The 18,574-nt window shown below is 64.4% G+C and carries 12 protein-coding genes and 1 riboswitch; of the genes, 6 read left to right on the forward strand and 6 right to left on the reverse strand.

Features of this window, described 5'->3' with window-relative positions:
- Positions 1–160: 160 nt before the first annotated feature.
- The 6 genes from M3O59_RS04030 to ahcY form a co-directional block, all read right to left on the reverse strand.
- Complete coding sequence (locus M3O59_RS04030) at positions 161–1,162, reverse strand: Abi family protein (protein WP_116906851.1); 1,002 nt, start codon at positions 1,160–1,162, stop codon at positions 161–163.
- 10 nt (positions 1,163–1,172) lie between these two features.
- Entirely contained in the window at positions 1,173–1,373 is a 201-nt protein-coding gene (locus M3O59_RS04035) for a restriction endonuclease subunit S domain-containing protein (protein WP_181920669.1), read from the reverse strand.
- 190 nt (positions 1,374–1,563) lie between these two features.
- Positions 1,564–2,362 (reverse strand): IS5 family transposase gene (locus M3O59_RS04040; protein WP_373419007.1). Its coding sequence is split into 2 segments (ribosomal slippage): positions 1,564–2,092 and positions 2,091–2,362, totalling 801 coding nucleotides; the frame shifts between segments, so codons are not numbered across the junction.
- On the reverse strand, positions 2,337–3,269 hold the full coding sequence (locus M3O59_RS04045; protein ID WP_116906887.1) for a restriction endonuclease subunit S: 933 nt from the start codon (positions 3,267–3,269) through the stop codon (positions 2,337–2,339). The genes M3O59_RS04040 and M3O59_RS04045 overlap by 26 nt, the downstream gene beginning before the upstream one ends.
- A 53-nt stretch (positions 3,270–3,322) precedes the next feature.
- The gene (locus M3O59_RS04050; RefSeq protein ID WP_249046821.1) at positions 3,323–5,092 is read right to left on the reverse strand and encodes a class I SAM-dependent DNA methyltransferase; all 1,770 of its coding nucleotides are present in this window, start codon (positions 5,090–5,092) and stop codon (positions 3,323–3,325) included.
- A 260-nt stretch (positions 5,093–5,352) separates the two neighbouring features.
- Positions 5,353–6,795: an adenosylhomocysteinase gene (gene ahcY / locus M3O59_RS04055; protein ID WP_116906886.1), complete on the reverse strand. Its 1,443-nt coding sequence runs from the start codon at positions 6,793–6,795 to the stop codon at positions 5,353–5,355.
- Positions 6,796–6,826: 31 nt separating this feature from the next.
- Positions 6,827–6,942: riboswitch (S-adenosyl-L-homocysteine riboswitch) on the reverse strand.
- Between the two features lie 136 nt (positions 6,943–7,078).
- Here ahcY and M3O59_RS04060 point away from each other — a divergent pair.
- From M3O59_RS04060 to M3O59_RS04085, 6 genes are all read left to right on the forward strand, one after another.
- Positions 7,079–9,610, forward strand: coding sequence for a S9 family peptidase (locus tag M3O59_RS04060; RefSeq protein WP_116906885.1), 2,532 nt, complete (start codon positions 7,079–7,081; stop codon positions 9,608–9,610).
- 358 nt (positions 9,611–9,968) lie between these two features.
- Positions 9,969–12,683 (forward strand): phosphoenolpyruvate carboxylase, encoded by a 2,715-nt coding sequence (gene ppc / locus M3O59_RS04065; protein ID WP_116906884.1) that lies wholly within the window; start codon positions 9,969–9,971, stop codon positions 12,681–12,683.
- 151 nt (positions 12,684–12,834) lie between these two features.
- A complete protein-coding gene (locus M3O59_RS04070; protein WP_064630903.1) occupies positions 12,835–13,407 on the forward strand; it encodes a TetR/AcrR family transcriptional regulator in 573 nt (190 codons plus the stop codon).
- Complete coding sequence (locus tag M3O59_RS04075; protein ID WP_116906882.1) at positions 13,404–14,441, forward strand: DUF4105 domain-containing protein; 1,038 nt, start codon at positions 13,404–13,406, stop codon at positions 14,439–14,441. The genes M3O59_RS04070 and M3O59_RS04075 overlap by 4 nt, the downstream gene beginning before the upstream one ends.
- Entirely contained in the window at positions 14,438–16,462 is a 2,025-nt protein-coding gene (locus tag M3O59_RS04080) for an esterase/lipase family protein (protein ID WP_181920673.1), read from the forward strand. Before M3O59_RS04075 ends, M3O59_RS04080 begins: the two co-directional genes overlap by 4 nt.
- Positions 16,463–17,126: 664 nt before the next feature.
- The gene (locus M3O59_RS04085; RefSeq protein ID WP_116906931.1) at positions 17,127–18,329 is read left to right on the forward strand and encodes an OmpA family protein; all 1,203 of its coding nucleotides are present in this window, start codon (positions 17,127–17,129) and stop codon (positions 18,327–18,329) included.
- Positions 18,330–18,574 lie beyond the last annotated feature (245 nt).

Raw genomic sequence — 18,574 nt, forward strand, 5'->3', positions numbered from 1 at the left:
CCAAATGTAGCACATGAGTGCCACCGGGGCGCAGCGTTTCAAGTGGTGCACGCATGAGCGGTTTTGATGATGCATATTGGCGATTCAAAGCCTGCTCGGTTAGACTTGCCGCAACACGACCCCCGCCTCTTGGTTCCTTTGGGAATCTACGCGGGGGTTCTTATTGCCTGTCGCTCGCGAGCCACCAGTCTTTCCACCCGATGGGCGCCCCCATATCCGCAGCGGATAATTGGCGTGTCGATGCCTGAGACGGAAAGGCGTCCAGATGCGCCGCCGTCCGCTCCGGCCACCTGCTTCCGGGGCATACCACCCGCACCAAATGGCAGACCATCGCCAACTGGATGAACGGCTTAGTCAGTAGATCCTGCCTATTCTCGAATGCAGCGCCCCAAGCCGGCCAGGCGGCTGATGGTGGAATGGGAGAACTCACCATATTCCGGTTCCACACGCGGCTATGGTGCGCCACCAGATTGCGCAGATAGCTCAAACAGCGCACCCAGCTTGCGAACACCTTCCAGTCGGCAATTCCATAGCGCTTGGCGATGGCCTGTTGGTCGGGCACTTTCATCATCGCCAGCAGTTGCGAGACTGCGCCGAAGTCCCACACCTCGATAGCGACCCAAATTGGCAGATCCGGGCCATGCTTTTCACGATAGTGTTTGACGAAATCCTCGCGTGAGCGCTGCACCAACCCCTGGTACTTCATCTGCCATGTGGCGAAGACAGTCTGGTTCGTCTGCGGCGCTCTTTTTTCGCGGAATGTGGGGTGGAAGTTGCTTTCATGTAAATGAGCGAAGGTGTCGGTTTTACCCAGTCGATATGCCACTTCCACCCGTAGTGACACTTCGATTCGCTCAAGCGCGTCCGCCAGTAGTACGCGCAGCCGACGATCGAACAGATACAGGTCGATGGCGTCGGTGAACGTTGTCCCCGGCATGAAGTCATCCGTGCGCACCGAACGGATCGCCCCCGATTGCGGGTCCTGCTCATGCCGGAAGATCCGGAACAGATACCAGTACGCACTGAGCCGGTAGTAGCCGACACGCTGTAGCCATGCCACTGCCCAGTCCCTGTCCGACACGGCCAAGCCGCGTTCTTCCAGCATCAAGAGCTGATCTTGGAACGATTTCCACGGGCGATCGTAGGTGCTGGCATCGGTCATGGCGAAGAAATCACGTCAGTTGGCCGGAGAAGGCGGCTTGGAGTAGGGATTGGCGGAGGGCAGCGATATCCGCGATCTGCGCTTTGTAAGAGGTGCGTAGCGCTGTGGCCGAATTGATCAGTGCTTCCGACCTCGCAATGACGTCACGCTGCAGGGCAATGTCAGGCACGACGAAGCGAAGATTCCGCAGATCCTTGATGTTGATCTGCATAAGTGCGGCTCCATAGGTCTTCTCAGCAATCTGACTTCGGATCGCGCCAAAGCAAAATTGGAAATACGCGAAATCACGCAAGACGCGAGTCGGCTCGAACCGGATGGGAACGATGCCGCGCGTGACGTTGGAACCAGCCAGTTCGTCTTCAGCAACCGAAATAGCGCCGGTGTTGCCCCTAAGAACCTGTTCACAATCTTCTGAGTAACAGTGCCAAGAAGGCCAAATGGATGAACTGCAGGCTGGTGTTGAGTTTGCGCTCGCAGTTCTTCCATAGCCTTCGGTTCTTCTCCAGCCAAGCAAAACTACGCTCGACAATCCATCGCTTGGGCATGACCTTGAAGGTGTGCAGTTCGCTGCGCTTGGCAATCTGCACCGTGAGCTGCTCGCCTAAAATCTCTCGCGCGCCGCTGGCAAACGGTACTCCGGTGTAACCGCCGTCGCACAGTAAGCTTTGTACAAGCGTCAGGTTTGACTGACAGCGCTCCAACGCCTGCAGCGCACCTTTGCGGTCGGTCACCTCCGCCGTCGTCACCGCGATTGCGTGGGGCAACCCCTGACTATCAACAGCGATATGCCGTTTGATGCCCGACACCTTCTTGCCTGCGTCATACCCCTTTTGCCCAGCTGTGTCCGTGTTCTTGACGCTCTGCGCGTCCACGATCAAGAACCTGGTGCAAGCGTTGCGCCCCTGTCTCACGCGGGCCACGCCAACCTGATTTTTTGAGCGCCCGCTCCAGCAGGCTCACCCCCTCATCGTCGCACTCGCTCCACTTGGCAAAGTACGAGTGCACGGTCCGCCACTTCGGAAAGTCGCTGGGTAGCGCTCGCCATTGGCAACCGGTTCGCAGCACGTACAACACTGCGCACCACACCTCATATAAATCCACACGGCGTGGCTTGGTGCGCTTGCGCGCTTGTTCCAGGATCGGCAGCACGTGTGCGAACTGCTCCCGGCTCATGTCACTCGGATAGGTCTTTTGGCGCATCCGCATAGTCTGCACTGATCTGCGAAGATCGTGAACAGGTTCTTACGCAGAGTAGAAGCTCTCCGCCTTTCAACGTCGTTCGTGCGTAACCGCGTGCAGCGCGTAGGTCAATTCGTTTCAAGCCGGCAAGGCCCACCTCTCGCCGCGTCAAATCAACGGGACGCACGATTGGCAGCCCATTACTTACCTCGTCTCCCGGCTGAACGATTCCATAAGACAGACTGCAATCCGGATGCACTGCATCCTGCAGGGCAAGCGAGCTTGATTGGCTGGCGATCGCTTCGAACTCGTCGCCCAAGGTGCGTCGAAGAAGACCTTCAGCAGCTTGGAGACTCTCTTCGCAATTTGCGCGGGCGCGGTCGAGTGCGGCGAAGGCCTGATCCAGCACTGCGACGATGCGCTTCTGCTGTGTCATCGAAGGTATGCAGACATGAAATGCTTTCAATTCAGGATAGTAGATCGTCTGATGCACTGATCCGCTTGAGAAACGCGAGAGAGCCGACTCCTCGGCCACGAAGAGATAGCGCAGGAAGTCCGGGTCGATACTTCCGGAACACACCCAGTTGACAAAGTCCTGGCTGGTCGCCATTTCGCGACCCATCTTGACTACATAGCCGACCGAGGCGGTGCGAGATAGACAGACAGTTCCAGCTGGAAGCACTCGTGCGGAGGAATTCGAGATGCCTAATGCGTTTGTTTTTTCAAGGGTTTGCGAGACCGTTCCACCGTGAGCAGACTTCGCATCACGTATCCCAATCCACGGGATGTCTCCCCCCCAATACTCGGGCTTGTTTCGACTTGGCGTATGACCAGACTCCATCCTTGCTATACTTGCAAGGGGCAACCATTCCCAACCACTCGGCGGGTCGACGCCGGGGCGATTCACGGACAATGCAACGTTGCCCATGATCGTTCTTGTTGTGGCTTCTCTGCCGCCGGTGCGGGTCTGCGTTCGACTACTCACAGCATCGCCCTTACCGTCGCCAGCAACTTCGCCGTCTCCGCATCCCGCGCCAGCATGTCGTCGATGATCTGCTGCGGGGTACGCTGCGGTGCGGACTCCGGCGCGTGCGGGTTCTTGACCGACAGGTCGCAGGTGGCGACATCGACGTTGGCCACATCGACCGTCCAGCTCTTCTCGCTGCCTGCCTTGGTCTTCTGCAGTGCCACGAACTCGACAAGATCCGCATCATTCAGCGCATTGGTCTTGCCCATCGAACGGCCGGGATCGAGCTGGTAGTACCAAATATTGCGCGTGGGCGCGCCCTTGTCGAAGAACAGCACCACGGTTTTCACGCCCGCGCCCTGGAAGGTGCCGGACGGGCAGTCCAGCACCGTATGCAGGTTGCAGTTGTTTAGCAGTTCGCGGCGCAGTTCGATGCTGGCGTTATCGGTATTGCTGAGGAAGGTGTTCTTGATGACCACCGCGCCGCGTCCACCGGCTTTGAGCTTGCGGATGAAGTGCTGCAGAAACAGGTAAGCCGTCTCCGATGAGCGAATGGGGAAGTGTTGCTGCACTTCCTTACGCTCGCCGCCGCCGAAGGGTGGATTGGCCAGCACAATGTCGTGCCGGTCCTTCTGCTGGATATCCATGACGTTTTCCGACAGCGTGTTGGCGTGGCGGATATTGGGCGCATCAATGCCGTGCAGGATCATGTTCATGACGCCCAGCACGTAGGCCAGCGATTTCTTCTCCTGCCCATAGAAGGTTTTGCGCTGCAGCGTGTCCCAGTCCTTGGCGGATAGATCATCGCGGCGCAGGTGCTCCCATGCCTCGCACAGGAAGCCCGCGCTGCCGCAGGCGCCGTCGTAGATGGTTTCGCCGATCTGCGGCTGTACCACCTGGATCATCGCGCGGATCAGCGGGCGCGGGGTGTAGTACTCGCCGCCATTGCGGCCGGCGTTGCCCACGCGCTTGATGCGGGTTTCGTACAGTTCGGACAGCTCGTGCTTGGCCTCTGAGCTGCCGAAGCTCAGCGTGTCGACGATCTGCAGCACGTCGCGCAGGGTATAGCCGGAGCGGAAGCGGTTGGAGACTTCCGAGAAGATCTCGCCGATCTTGTACTGCAGGCTGTCGGCCTGCACGGTGCTGTCCTTGAACGACTTGAGGTGCGGGACCAGCTTGCCGTTGACGAACTCGATCAGATCGCTGCCGGTGCGCGCGTTGGGGTCGGGTCTGCCGTCCCGCGTCATCGGCGCGGCCCAGTCCTGCCAGCGATAGGGCTTGGCCAGGATGGCGTCGTAGGCCTTGCCCTTGAGCAGGGCTTCATCAGCCCATTCGTGTTCCATGTCATCCAGGTACTTCAGGAACAGCAGCCACGAGGTCTGCTCGGCGTAGTCCAGCTCCGAGGCGAGGCCTTCGTCGTTGCGCATGGCCTTGTCGATGGCATTGAAGGCCTGGACGTAGGCGTTGTGGCTGCCCTGCTCCGTCTTCGCGCTGCCGCGTTTGGCGTGCGGCGTTGGCGATGCGGCGTTGCGCTGTCTGTCCGGCGCGGGACTGGCGCCAGCGATCGACACAGAACCACCGCGCCCACGGCCGGGCACGATACGGCCTTGCTCGATGAGGTGTGCCTTGACCTGCGTGTAGGTGCTGTCCGCCCAGCCCAGCGCGCTGCCCAGCTTGCCGTTGCCTGCAGAGCCACCCAGCGCTTCCAGGGTCTGCATGAATCGTTCGGCTTGTGTCTCCAGCGACATCGGGTAGGGGCTCCAGCGTTCGAATCGGGCGCGCATTGTCGCAGCTAGCGGGGCCTCCGGCATCGATGCGGAGCGACATTGGTCAGCGTTGGGTCGATGAACGACACTGGCGCCCCACTGCACCTTCTGCCTGAGCCGGCGTGAGCGGCGTTCCGATCCGCGTGGCGCGGTACCCTCTCAGCTCATGGGCAGCGCCGGTTACAGACCCATTCGAGGCGCCTGGTCCGCCGATCGCATGAAAAACGGGCGCCTCGCGGCGCCCGTTCTTATCTGCATGGCGATGTTTTACCAATGGGTCAGTAGCGGTAATGATCCGGCTTGTACGGGCCGGCCACATCCACGCCGAGATAATCGGCCTGGTCCTTGGTCAGGGTGGTCAGCTTCACGCCGATCTTTTCCAGGTGCAGGCGGGCCACTTCTTCATCCAGGTGCTTGGGCAGGATGTAGACCTTCTTCTCGTAGCTGTCGCGCTTTTCCCACAGGTCGATCTGGGCCAGGGTCTGGTTGGCGAACGAGTTGGACATCACAAAGCTCGGGTGGCCGGTGGCGCAGCCCAGGTTCACCAGGCGGCCGTCGGCCAGCAGGAAGATCGCGTTGCCATTGGGGAACACGTACTTGTCCACCTGCGGCTTGATGTTGATCTTCTCCACGCCCTTGAGTGCATTCAGCGCATCGACCTGGATTTCGTTGTCGAAGTGGCCGATGTTGCACACGATGGCCTGGTCCTTCATCGCCTGCAGGTGCTCGACGGTGATGATGTCCTTGTTGCCGGTGGTGGTGACATAGATGTCGCCGCGACCCAGGGTGGATTCGATGGTGTTGACCTCGTAGCCTTCCATCGACGCCTGCAGCGCGCAGATCGGGTCGATCTCGGTGACGATGACGCGGGCGCCATAGTTACGCAGCGAGGCGGCGCTGCCCTTGCCCACGTCACCGTAGCCGCAGACCACGGCGACCTTGCCGGCCAGCATCACGTCCATCGCGCGCTTGAGGCCATCGGCCAGCGACTCGCGGCAGCCATAGAGGTTGTCGAACTTGCTCTTGGTGACCGAGTCGTTGACGTTAATGGCCGGGATCAGCAGCTTGCCGGCTTCGGCGATCTGGTACAGGCGATGCACGCCGGTGGTGGTCTCTTCGGAGACGCCCTTCCAGTCCTTGACCACGCGGGCCCAGTAGCCCGGGCGCTCGACGGCCACGCGCTTGAGCAGCGCCTTGATCACGCCTTCTTCGTGCGAAGACGCCGGCTCGTCGACCCAGGTGCTGCCGTTTTCGAGCTCGTAGCCCTTGTGGATCAGCAGGGTGACGTCGCCGCCGTCGTCCACCACCAGCTCCGGGCCGGTGAGGGTGCCGTCGGGCAGGCTGAAGGTCAGCGCGTCCAGGGTGCAGTCCCAGTACTCTTCCAGCGTCTCGCCCTTCCAGGCGAACACCGGCGTGCCGGTGGCGGCGATCGCCGCGGCGGCATGGTCCTGGGTGGAGAAGATGTTGCACGAGGCCCAGCGCACGTTGGCGCCGATGTCCTTGAGCGTTTCGATCAGCACCGCGGTCTGGATGGTCATGTGCAGCGAGCCGGTGATGCGCACATCCTTCAGCGGCTTGGTCTGCGCATGCTTGCGGCGGATCGACATCAGGCCCGGCATTTCGTGCTCGGCGATGTCCAGCTCCTTGCGGCCCCAATCGGCCAGGGAGATGTCGGCAATCTTGTAATCGGCGTGCGGGGTAATCTTTGTGACAGCGTTCATGCAATGGCTCCGGTAGGCAAACGAATGTCTGCAATTCCGGGCGCCGTTGAACGGTAACTGCTGGTCGAGCCTGGCCGTAGTTGCCTGCACTTTTCGTGCAGTGAAGCGGATCAGTCCGCCCTACCGGTCGCAGCGCCCCTCGACGAGAGCGCTGATTATATCGGCAGCACCCCCCTCCGGCATGAATTGGCCGGTTTGAAGTGGCACGCCCCCCACCAACGGCAGGGGAGCGGCTGGCGGGCGGCTGGTATGGTCGCAGGTCGACCATCACCGGGGACGGGCAATGCAGGAGAAACAGCATGCGCAAGGTTGGCGGCAGCACACATGGGCGCTGGCAGGGGCGCTGGCATTGAGCGCGCCGGTGTTGGCGATGGCGGCCGGCCCGGCGGCCGGCGCAACAGTGACGCAGCCGGGCGCCGCGGCAGGCAGCGCGTATCAGCTGCCATCCAAGGCACTGCAGGCGGTGGTGGACGCACCGCGCGCGCCGTTGCTGCAGCTCTCGCCCAAGCGCGACCTGGCCGCGATGCTGCAGTTGCCGGCGTTGCCGGACATCGCCGAGGTGGCCCAGCCCGAACTCAAGCTGGCCGGCGTGCGCATCCATCCCAAAACCCACGCGGCCAGCCGCTTCTCCTTCGCCAGCAAGCTGTGGCTGCTGGCGGTGGCCGACGGAAGCGAGCGCCAGATTGCCGGGCTGCCGTCGCCGTTGTCGCTGGCCGATCTGAGTTGGTCGCCGGATCAGCGCTACCTGGCGTTCCGCCGCGAGGATGCCACCAGTGGCGCCAACGAACTGTGGCTGGTGGACGTGGCCGCCGGGCAGGCGCGGCGTCTGCTGGCTGGCTTGAACACCAGCGTCGACGACGCATTGCATTGGTTGCCCGATGGCAGCGGATTGCTGCTGCAGCAGGTGGCGGGGCAGGGCGCGCCGCCGGCCCGCGATGCGACACCGGCCGGCCCGGCGATCCAGCAGACCGGCGCCGCTGCCGGGGTGCGCTCGCTGCCGACCTATCAGGACCTGTTGCGCAACGAGGCCGATGCGCGCGTGTTCGAGTACTACGCCACCGGCCAACCGATCATCGTTACGCTAAGCGGGCAGGTCCGCCCGATCGCCGCGCCCGGCATCCATCTCAATCTGTCGGTGTCGCCGGATGGCCGTTACATCCTGAGCGAACGCGCTGAGCGGCCGTTTTCGTATCTGGTGCCGGTGGACAATTTCCCGCGCCGCATCGAGGTGCTGGACCTGCAGGGCAAGCTGGTGCGCCAGATCGCGCAGCTGCCATTGGTCGAAGGCCTGCCGACCGGCAACGACGCCGTGCCCACCGGCGTGCGCGACATCGCCTGGCGGCACGATGCGCCGGCCACCTTGGTGTGGGCCGAAGCGCAGGATGGCGGTGACCCGGCACGCGAGAGCACCATCCGCGATGCGGTGCGGATGCAGGCCGCACCGTTCAACCGCGCACCGGTGACGCTGGCGCAGTTGGGCAGCCGGTTCGAGGGCATTCACTGGGGCCGCGGCGACCTGGCGATTGTGAGCGAGAGCTGGTGGAAGACTCGCCGCACCAAACAGTGGCGCATCGCACCGGACCAACCGCAACGCGCGCCCGAACTGTTGTGGGATCGCTCCTCGCAGGACCGCTACAAGGACCCGGGCACGCCGGCGACGGTGGCCGATGGCAAGGGCCGCGCGTTGCTGCAGACCAGTGCCGATGGCAACAGCCTGTTCCTGCTCGGCAAGGGCGCCTCGCCCGAAGGCGACCGCCCGTTTGTGGACCGGTTCGATCTGCAAAGCAAGCGCGCCACACGGCTGTTTCATTCGCAGGCGCCCACCTATTCCGCGCCCCTGGCGCTGCTGGACGCGCAAGGCACGCAGTTGCTGCTCAGCCGCGAATCGCCTGAAGAACCGGCCAACTACTTCGTGCAGTCGCTGGGCGATGCAACGTCCGCACCGCGCGCGTTGACGCAGTTCGCGCACCCGTTGCCGCAGTTGCGCGGCGTGCAGAATGAGCAGATCCGCTACAAGCGCGCCGATGGGGTGGACCTCACCGCCACACTGTTGCTGCCGCCCGGCTATGACCCCAAGCGCGACGGCCTGCGGCCGCTGCTGATGTGGGCCTACCCGGGCGAATTCAAAAGCGCCGACACCGCCAGCCAGGTCACCGACTCGCCGTACCGCTTCAACGCCATCAGCTACTGGGGGCCGCAGGCGTTCCTGGCGATCGGCTATGTGGTGCTCAACAACCCGACCATGCCGATCGTGGGCGAAGGCGATGCCGAACCCAACGACACTTACGTGCCGCAGCTGATCGCCGATGCGCAGGCGGCCGTGGATGAAGTGGTGCGGCGCGGCGTCACCGACCGGCAGCACATTGCCATCGGCGGGCATTCCTACGGCGCCTTCATGACCGCCAACCTGCTCGCGCATACGCGCCTGTTCAAGGCCGGCATCGCGCGCAGCGGCGCCTACAACCGCACGCTCACCCCGTTCGGTTTCCAGGCCGAAGAACGCAACTACTGGCAGGCGCAACCGGTCTACCAAGCGATGTCGCCGTTCAACTATGCCGACAAGATCAAGGACCCGCTGCTGCTGATCCATGGCCAGGACGACAACAACACCGGCACCTTCCCGATCCAGAGCGAACGCATGTTCGCCGCAATCAAGGGCCTGGGCGGCACCGCGCGGCTGGTGATGCTGCCCAACGAATCGCATGCCTACCGCGCGCGGCAATCGATCATGCAGATGCTGGCCGAAAGCGAGCAGTGGTTGCAGACCAATGTCGGCGAGCCGTTGCCGGAGAAGAGCGCCACACGCAAGCGTTGATCGATGGTGCGCTGGCACCGGTGCGCTGACACCCGTAGGAGCGCGCTTGCGCGCGACGCGACGTTACCGATGAAGCTTCGTCGCGCCCGGGTGCGTTCCTACAGCAGATGAGGATGTGGCTGATGCGCTGCCGGCAACGACTGCTGAGCCGCGTGGATGGTTGCGCGATCACCCGTAGGAGCGGGCCTGCCCGCGATGGGCGTTGCCGGGAAAGCCCATCGCGGGCAAGCCCGCGCCTACAGGTCGTCGATAGGCGCACACGATGGTTGGTGTTGAAACCGTCGTGCCGGTCGCGATCATCTAATCCTTTTGGGTTAGTCTTCGACGACTTTGCGCTTGAAGAGGGTGTGCGTTTCCGATGAACGAGTACCGCAGCAGTCTTGTGTTCGCTACCCCCGACCTTCCCTTGCGCGACGATGTGCGTCGGCTCGGTGCACTGGTGGGCGATCTGCTCGCCGAGCAGGTGTCTGCGGAATTCCTCGATGAAATCGAACGCGTGCGCACCACCGCGATCTCGCGGCGCGAAAGCGATGCCCCGCCATCTACCTTGAGCGAACAACTCACCGGCCGCGAGCCGCGCGAGGCCGAAGCGCTGGTGCGCGCCTTCAGCACCTATTTCCAGGTGGTCAACATCGCCGAGCGCGTGCATCGCATCCGCCGCCGCCGCGATTACCAGCGCAGTGGCACCGACACCCCGCAGCCCGATGGCCTGCATGACGCCTTGCGCCGGCTCAAGGCGCAGGGCGTGACCCTGGACGAACTCAGCGGGTGGTTGCCGCGCATCGATGTGGAACCGGTATTCACCGCGCACCCCACCGAAGCGGTGCGCCGCGCGTTGCTGGAAAAAGAACAGCTGATGGTCGCCAGCCTGGTCGACAACCTGGACGGCATGCGCACGCCCAACGAACGCGCCAGCGATGCCGCGCGCTTCCGCATGGCCTTGACCGCCTCGTGGCAGACCGCCGATTCCTCGCCGGTGCGCCCCACCGTGGACGACGAGCGCGAGCATGTGGGCTTCTATCTCACCCAGGTGCTCTACCGCGTCATCCCGGTGATGTACGAAACGCTCGAACACGCCATCGAAGAAACCTACGGCAGTGTGCCGCCATTGCCGCGCCTGCTGCGCTTCGGCACCTGGGTGGGCGGCGACATGGACGGCAACCCGAACGTGGATGCCACCACCATCGCCGGCACCCTGGATGCGCAGCGCCGCGCGGTGCTGGACCGCTACCAGAAGGAACTCTGGCAACTGGCCAGCCTGCTCAGTCAATCGACCACGCTGGTGCAGGTCAGCCCGGAACTCACCGCGCAGCTGGAACGCTACCGCGCGCTGCTTCCCGAAGACGCCGCGCGTTCGCGTCCGCGCCATGGCGACATGCCGTACCGCCTGTTCAACGACCTGATGCGCGCACGCCTGCAGGCCACGCTGGACGATGCCGCCGGCGCCTACACCAGCCCGTCCGAGCTGGAACACGACCTGCAATTGATCCTGGACAGCCTGCAGGCCAACAAGGGCCTGCACGCCGGTTGGTTCGCCGTGCGGCGTCTGCTGTGGCGCGTACGCAGTTTCGGGTTTCATCTGGCGCGCCTGGACGTGCGCCAGGAATCGAGCGTGCATGCGCGCGCAGTGGCCGACGCCCTGGGCCTGGCGGATTGGGACGAACAGGACGCCAGGCAGCGTGCTGGCTTGCTCGGCCCGTATGCCTCCGGCGAACAGGCGCTGCCGCGCGTGGCCGACGAGGGCAATGCGCGCCTGGATGCGGTGTTCGCCGCACTCGCCGATGCACGCACGCGCCACGGCGCCGATGCGCTGGGCAGCTACATCATTTCGATGGCGCATAACCGCGCCGACGTGCTCACCGTGCTCGCGTTGGCGCGCCGCGGCGGCCTGGTCGACGACGCGGGCGCGGTGCCGCTGGACATCGTGCCGCTGTTCGAAACCGTGGACGATCTGCGTGGCGGCACCGGCACCGTGCAGGACCTGCTGGCCGACCCGGTGTATCGCCAGCACCTGGCCGCGCGCGGCGATACGCAGATGGTGATGCTGGGGTATTCGGACAGCGGCAAGGACGGCGGCATTGCGGCCTCGCGCTGGGGCCTGCAACGCGCGCAGGTCGAATTGCTGGAAGCCGCCGCCGAGCTGGGCGTGCGGCTGACCTTCTTCCACGGCCGTGGTGGCTCGATCGCGCGCGGCGGCGGCAAGACCAGCCGCGCGCTGGATGCCGCACCCCGCGGCAGCGTCGATGGCCGCTTGCGCGTCACCGAGCAGGGCGAGGTGATCCATCGCAAGTACGGCATTCGTGCATTGGCGCTGCGCTCGCTGGAACAGATGACCGGCGCGGTGTTGCTGTCGAGCCTGCGCCCGCGTGCGCCCGAGCCGCGCGAGGAGCGCTGGCGCCCGGTGATGGATCTGGTGGCCGGACGCAGCACCGTGGCCTATCGCGCCTTCGTCGGTGCGCCGGATTTCATGCAGTACTTCCGCCTGGCCACGCCGATCGATGTGATCGAGCGCATGACGCTGGGCTCGCGTCCGTCGCGGCGGTTGGGACAGGATGCGGCATTGTCCAACCTGCGCGCGATTCCGTGGGTGTTTGCGTGGAGCCAGGCGCGTGCGGTGATCCCGGGATGGTACGGCGTCGGCAGCGGGTTGCAGGCGGCGGTGGATGCCGGGCATGAAGACACCTTGCGCGAAATGGCGCAGGACTGGCCGTTCTTCCGCACCTTCCTGGACGACATCGCCATGGTGTTGTCCAAGGGCGATCTGAATATCGCCGAGCTGTTCTCGCGGCTGTCCGGTGATCTGCACGAGCGCTTCTTCCCGCAGATTCGCGACGAACTGGCCCTGACCAAGGGCTGGGTCAAGGCGCTGCTGCAACAGCAATCGCTGTTGCAGCACGACCCGCGGCTGGCGCTGTCGATCCGCCTGCGCAACCCCTACATCGACCCGATCAGCGTGCTGCAGGTGGACCTGCTGCAACGCTGGCGGGCCACCGATGGCGAAGACGAAGCATTGCTGCGCGCGCTGGTGGCCTGCGTCAATGGCGTCTCGCAAGGCGTGCAGAACACCGGCTGATTGAGCGGCCGTTGGATCAGCTGTTGGATCAGTAGTTCAAGTTGCTGGTTCAAGGCCAAGCCAACGGCCGCGCAGGCCGTTGGTCGGAAAGGGCGCGGAATTGCCAAGCGGACTCTGGCATTACCGGACAAATCTGTCCGATAATGCCGGCATGACGACCTCACGCCCCGATGCCGCGCTGCGCCGCCGGCAGATTCTCGATGCCGCCGACGAAGTGTTCAGCGAATACGGCGTCAATGCTCCGCTGGAACTGGTGGTGGAGCGCGCCGGCCTCGGCCGCGCCACCTTGTACCGTAATTTCCCGGATCGGGAGGCGCTGATGACCGCGCTGATGGCACGCGGGCTGGACGGCCTGGAGCGGCTGGCCGCCGATCTGGCCGACCGCCCGGACGGCTTGGCCGTGCTGCTGCACGACGTGGCCGAGCACATCGCCCAGTCTGCGCCGTTGGTGGATTTCTGGCGCTCGATGGAACGCGCACACCCGGCAGTGGAAGCGGCCGACCGGCGCGTGGTCAGCATCTTTCTGCCGTTCGTCCATCGCGCCCGCGATGCCGGGCTGTGCCGGGCCGATGTCGATGACGAACAGCTGCTCTTGGTGATCGACATGCTGGGCAGCTGCCTGCGCGGTAACGACGAAACAGAGCGCAAGCGGCTCGCACATCGCTCGGCCGATCTGCTGATGCATGCGCTGGGCATGCAGGTACCGGAAGGCGGTACGCGATGACACCGGCCACGCGCGCCTGCATCGGTCGCTGGGCCCTGCGGGTTGTGTTGGTGCTGGCTGCGTTGTGGGGCGGCCTGGCACTTTATTACGCACTCACCGGCAACGCCTTCGTGCGCGCCGGGTGGGTGGCGTCATGGTGCGCAATGGCGATGGCAGCGCTGTGGGGCTTGCGCCGCGGCCGTGAGAATTGGGCCTTGGTCGGCATCTTCAGTGCCGCGTTCGTGGTGCTGGCGTTGGCCTGGTGGATGATGCCGCCCAGCCAGGACCGCGAGTGGGCCGACGATGTCGCCCAGCGGTTGCGGCCACAGGTGCAAGGCAACATCGTCACCCTGCACAACGTGCGCAATTTCGACTGGCACAGCGAAACCGACTACGTGCCGCGCTGGGAAACCCGTCAGTACGATCTGGATCGCCTGGTCAGCGCCGATCTGGCCTTGTCGTACTGGATGGGCCCGGCGATTGCGCACACGCTGGTGTCGTTCGGCTTCGACGACGGCGCGCGCGTGGTGTTCTCGCTGGAAATCCGCAAGGAACGCGGCGAATCGTTTTCGGCCGTGGGCGGGTTTTTTCGCAGTTTCGAAGAAACCCTGGTGGCTGCCGACGAGCGCGACATCCTGCGCGTGCGCACCAATGCGCGCGGCGAAGACATGTATCTGTATCGGCTGGCGATTCCCAAGGCCGGCTTGCGCCGCATGTTCATGGGGTACGTGGAGCTGGCCAAGGAGCTCGATCGCAAGCCGGCGTTCTACAACACGCTCACCAGCAACTGCACCACCATTGTGTTCGCGCTGGTGCGGCAACTGCAGCCCACGCTGCCGCTGGATCACCGTTTGCTGCTGTCCGGCTATGTCGACGAATACGCCTACGACCATCACGGCCTGATGCCCGGTTACGACTTCGCCACCTTGAAGCAGCGCGGGCATTTCACCGCACGCGCGATCGCCGCCGACAAGGCAGCGGATTTTTCTGCGCGCATCCGTGCCGGCATGCCGCTGGCGCCTGCGCCAGGTGCAACAGCGACGCCACCGCGGTGATGCCGCGCATGCGGATGTGCCGCACCGCTGCGGTCCTGGCGGGCGTGCTGGCGAGTTTCTATTTGAGCGGCTGCGCCATGGTGACGGTGCAATCGCGCAACAGCGGCGACTACATCGCCCAGACGCGTGGCGATGTGCTGAGCACCGGCGAGCTGAGTCAGTCCGGCAGCGAGACCTTGCAGGTTGCCGGCTTGCAGCCCAAAGCCTGCCGCGCCGACCCGCTACCGTGTCTGCAGCAACTCACCAGCGAGGCAGGCATCGGCGATGAGCGCCGCCTGGCCACGCAGGCAGAGCTGTGGACCGCGCATGCAATCGCGCTGAGCGGGCGCACCCCCACCACGATGAGCGATGCGGCGGTGGATGCCTGGCTGGAAGCGGCACGCCATGCCTACGCCTATCTGTTTTTTACCGCGCGCGCGCCCAGTGCGCGCGCGTTCGAGAATCGCCAGACCCAGGCGCGCGATTACTACAACTACGCCGTGCAACAGGTGGTGGAGCGCCTGTTCGCACGGTCGCAGCAAACCGGCCAAACCACGCCGACGCCCACCACGGTGGGACGTTGGCAGCTCGGCATCGATCTGTCCGCCTATCGGTTGCCGGGTGGCGGCTACACGCCGCGTGCGATCTTTGCCGCCTCGGCCTTGCGCTTCAACGGCGTGCGCAGCACCTATCGGCGCGATGGGTTTGGCGCCGAACTGGTGGCCGAAGTGGACCCGCACGTGGTTGGAGATCCGGCCGGGCTGGCGCTGCAGCAAGCCGCAGCGGTGGGTACCCGCCCTGATCGCCCGCTGCCCACTTTCAGCGAAATGCCGTACACACCGGCAACGGTGTTGCTGCGCTTCGAGGGCGACACGCTCGCCGAGGTGTTGCGCAGCAACCTGGTCACCATGCTGCCGTACGACCCCTATCGCCAGAACGAAGTGGTGCTGCACGGGCAGCGCGTGCCGTTGGCCGCCAACTTCACTGCCGCGTATGGATTGTGGCTGGCCAGATCCGGCTTTGCCGCGCAGTCGCTGCGCTCGATGCTGGGCAGCGCCCGCGGCATCGACCACCCGCATCTGTATCTGATGCAGCCTTACGACCCCAATCGCCGCGTGCTGCTGATGCTGCACGGGTTGGCCAGCAGCCCGGAGGCCTTGGTCAATGTGGCCAACGAAGTGATGGGCGATGAAACGCTGCGCCAGCGTTACCAGATCTGGCAGGTGTATTACCCGACCAACGCGCCGATGGCGGTCAATCGCGCCGAAATCCAGTCCCTGGTGGAGCGCAGCCTGCGTCACTTCGACCCGTCCGGCAGCGCCATCGCCTCGCACGACATGGTGTTGATCGGCCACAGCATGGGCGGCGTCATCGGGCGGCTGCTGGTGTCGTCTTCGGGCGAGCAGTTATGGAATTCGCTGTTGGAAAACTACCGTCTTGAGGGCGAGCGCGGCGCACGCGTCCGCGCGAAGCTGTCGCCGTTGCTGCATTTTTCGCCGATGCCGCAGATCGACCGCGCCATCTTCATTGCCGCACCGCATCGCGGCACGCCATTGGCCGAAGGTGGGCTGGGGCGGCTGGTCGGCAAACTGGTGCGTCTGCCCATCGCCTTGCTGGATCGCTTCGGCGATGTGATGCAGGACCTGGCCAGCAGCGAACGTGCCGATCATGGTGGCGAGTACCGCCGCAAGGGCCGCCTGCTGGTGCCCACCAGCATCGACAACCTGCGCGACACCGACCCGTTCGTGCGCGCCACGATGGACTTGCCGATTTCACCACGCGTCCGCTACCACACCATCATCGGGCGCGAAAAACCGCAGGTGCCGCTCGCCGATTCCGACGATGGATTGGTGCCGTATCGCAGCGCGCATCTGGATGGCGCGGCGTCGGAACTGGTGGTGACCTCCTGGCACAGCGTGCAGGAAACCCCGCAGGCGATTCTGGAGATTCGCCGCATCCTGCATGCGCAGTTGCAGGCCAAAGCGGCGGGAAGTACGGCTGCGCAAGGCGGGACACCGGCTGCACCGTCTGCGACGCTCTGAAAGCGGGCAGAATCCAGGCGCCGTTGGGTCAGCGAAGAGTGGTTGCGCGCGTTGCGCGCATCCAGCCGCTGCTCGCAAGGTCGGCGTCAACGATGGCACCAAGCGTGTCCAATAAACTACGTCACGTCATTCTGTTGCAGACGGGCTGGTGTGCGGCCTGGCTGCAGGGCCCTTGCCCGCCCACCATCGCAGGACACGCCGTGAATCCGTCCCTGGAGGCTCTGGCGCGGCATCCATGCCGCTCAAGGTCCCGCGACGGTGGGCGGGCAAGGACCAGTGAAGATGGTCGGTGCGCACGGTTTTAAATAAAACAGCCTGCAAAAAACTGTCCGGTGCGCTGATTTCGCTCTTCAATAAAGCCACCAGCAAACCGTCTGGCGTGGTGTCCTTACCGATTGCGGGACCGGTGGCGGCATGGATGCCGCCACCGAGCCCCCATGGACGGGTTAACGGCGTGTCCCGCGAGCGGTGAGGGCACCGCGCATTCGACCCACTCAGCATTTGACTTGAACCTCTGACTGCATTCATCCAGACGTGGCCGGCAAATCGCTGCACTCACGCCAGAAGAACGCGCAGGCGGTTTGTCAGTCGCTCTTGGCGCGTTGTCGACCGAGCTCGTGCTATCAGGCGGCTTTCCGAACATGCTCAAACCAAGGAAGACGCGATGCGCAAGACGCTGTCGGCAGTGATGTGGGTTCCCTTGCTATTGGCTGGTTGCGGCCGCGGCGAAGGTCAGCAGAACACGGCCGACGCTGCGGGCGCAACGCCGCAGGCAACGCAGACTGCGACGCCTACATCTGCCGCGCCGGCCGCCACCGATCAGGCAGTGCCGGAATTTCCGGCTATCCCGCTGATTGTGGTACCCGATATCGCCGGCGTGACCCCGGCACAACGTGCGCTTGAGGCGTCGCTGCAGGACATCCTCGACCCGATCGAAGGCGTCAGCGTTGCACCGGCGCGCTGCGGCGAGGGCGGCACGCTGATCACCGATGCCGGCATGACCAGCATCGATGCCGATGGCAATCTGTTGCGCAATCGTGATGGCGGTCTATTCAACCTCAAGGCCGATGGCAGCGGCACTGCCAACTTCGAGGGTGGGCTGATCAGCGTCAACGCCGACGGCAGCGGCACCATCAATGCCGCAGGCGATGGCGGCGACGATGCAATCATCCGCGTCGAGTCCAACGGCGCCGGGACCTACAACGGCCCGGCCGGGTTGATCAGCCTGGATGCGAAGGGCGCAGGCACCTGGAACAGCGACAAGAGCGGGCTGGTGAACAACCACGGCGACGGCAGCGGCACCTGGAACGGCCCGCGTGGCTTGATCGCCATCAACGCCGATGGCTCGGGGACCTGGAACGGTCCGGACGGCCTGGTGCAAAACCGCGGCGACGGCACCGGCACGGTCGGCACACCGCCGCGCGAAGTGCGCATGCTGCCGCTACCGAAGGTGCCGCCGGCCGGCCGCTTCCCGCCGCTGCAGAAGTTCGCACTGCCTGGCGCGCCCTGCGGCTATCTGATCACCTTGAACGACCGCATTTTGTTCGACTTCGATCAATCCGACATCCGCCCCGACGCCGCGCGCGTACTCGACACGCTGGGCGCTGCGCTGGCCAAGGTGAGCGCAAGGGACATGCAGGTAGGCGGGCACACCGATGCCAAGGGCAGCGACGACTACAACCAGGCGCTGTCCGAGCGCCGCGCCAATGCCGTGCTGGCTGCGTTACGCACGCGTGGTGCCGCGCAGTCGGCCAATGCCAAAGGCTATGGCGAAGCGCAGCCGGTTGCGCCCAATACCGTCAACGGGCAAGACAATCCGGGCGGGCGCCAGCTCAATCGGCGGGTCGAGATTTTTCTGCGCACTTGACCCTGGCCTGGTAAGCCGGCATAGCGCTTGCCCAGCGTGGGCCTTGCTCGTGTAGAGCTTGCGCCCACATGCTGGCGGTGAATTGCGTGCCGGGCGCAGTGGCTGGTAGCGCGCCTGTCATGTGGTGAGCTTCCCCGCGTCGTGTGTCTCTCCGACGCGAGCGCGCATCCGCGCAGACGTCATTCAGTGCCGCTCACTGCATGCCTCATGGAGCGACGCTAAGTCGGCCCGTTATAAGCGCTGCC

This window comes from Xanthomonas nasturtii (assembly GCF_023337365.3).
Taxonomy (GTDB): Bacteria; Pseudomonadota; Gammaproteobacteria; order Xanthomonadales; family Xanthomonadaceae; genus Xanthomonas; species Xanthomonas nasturtii.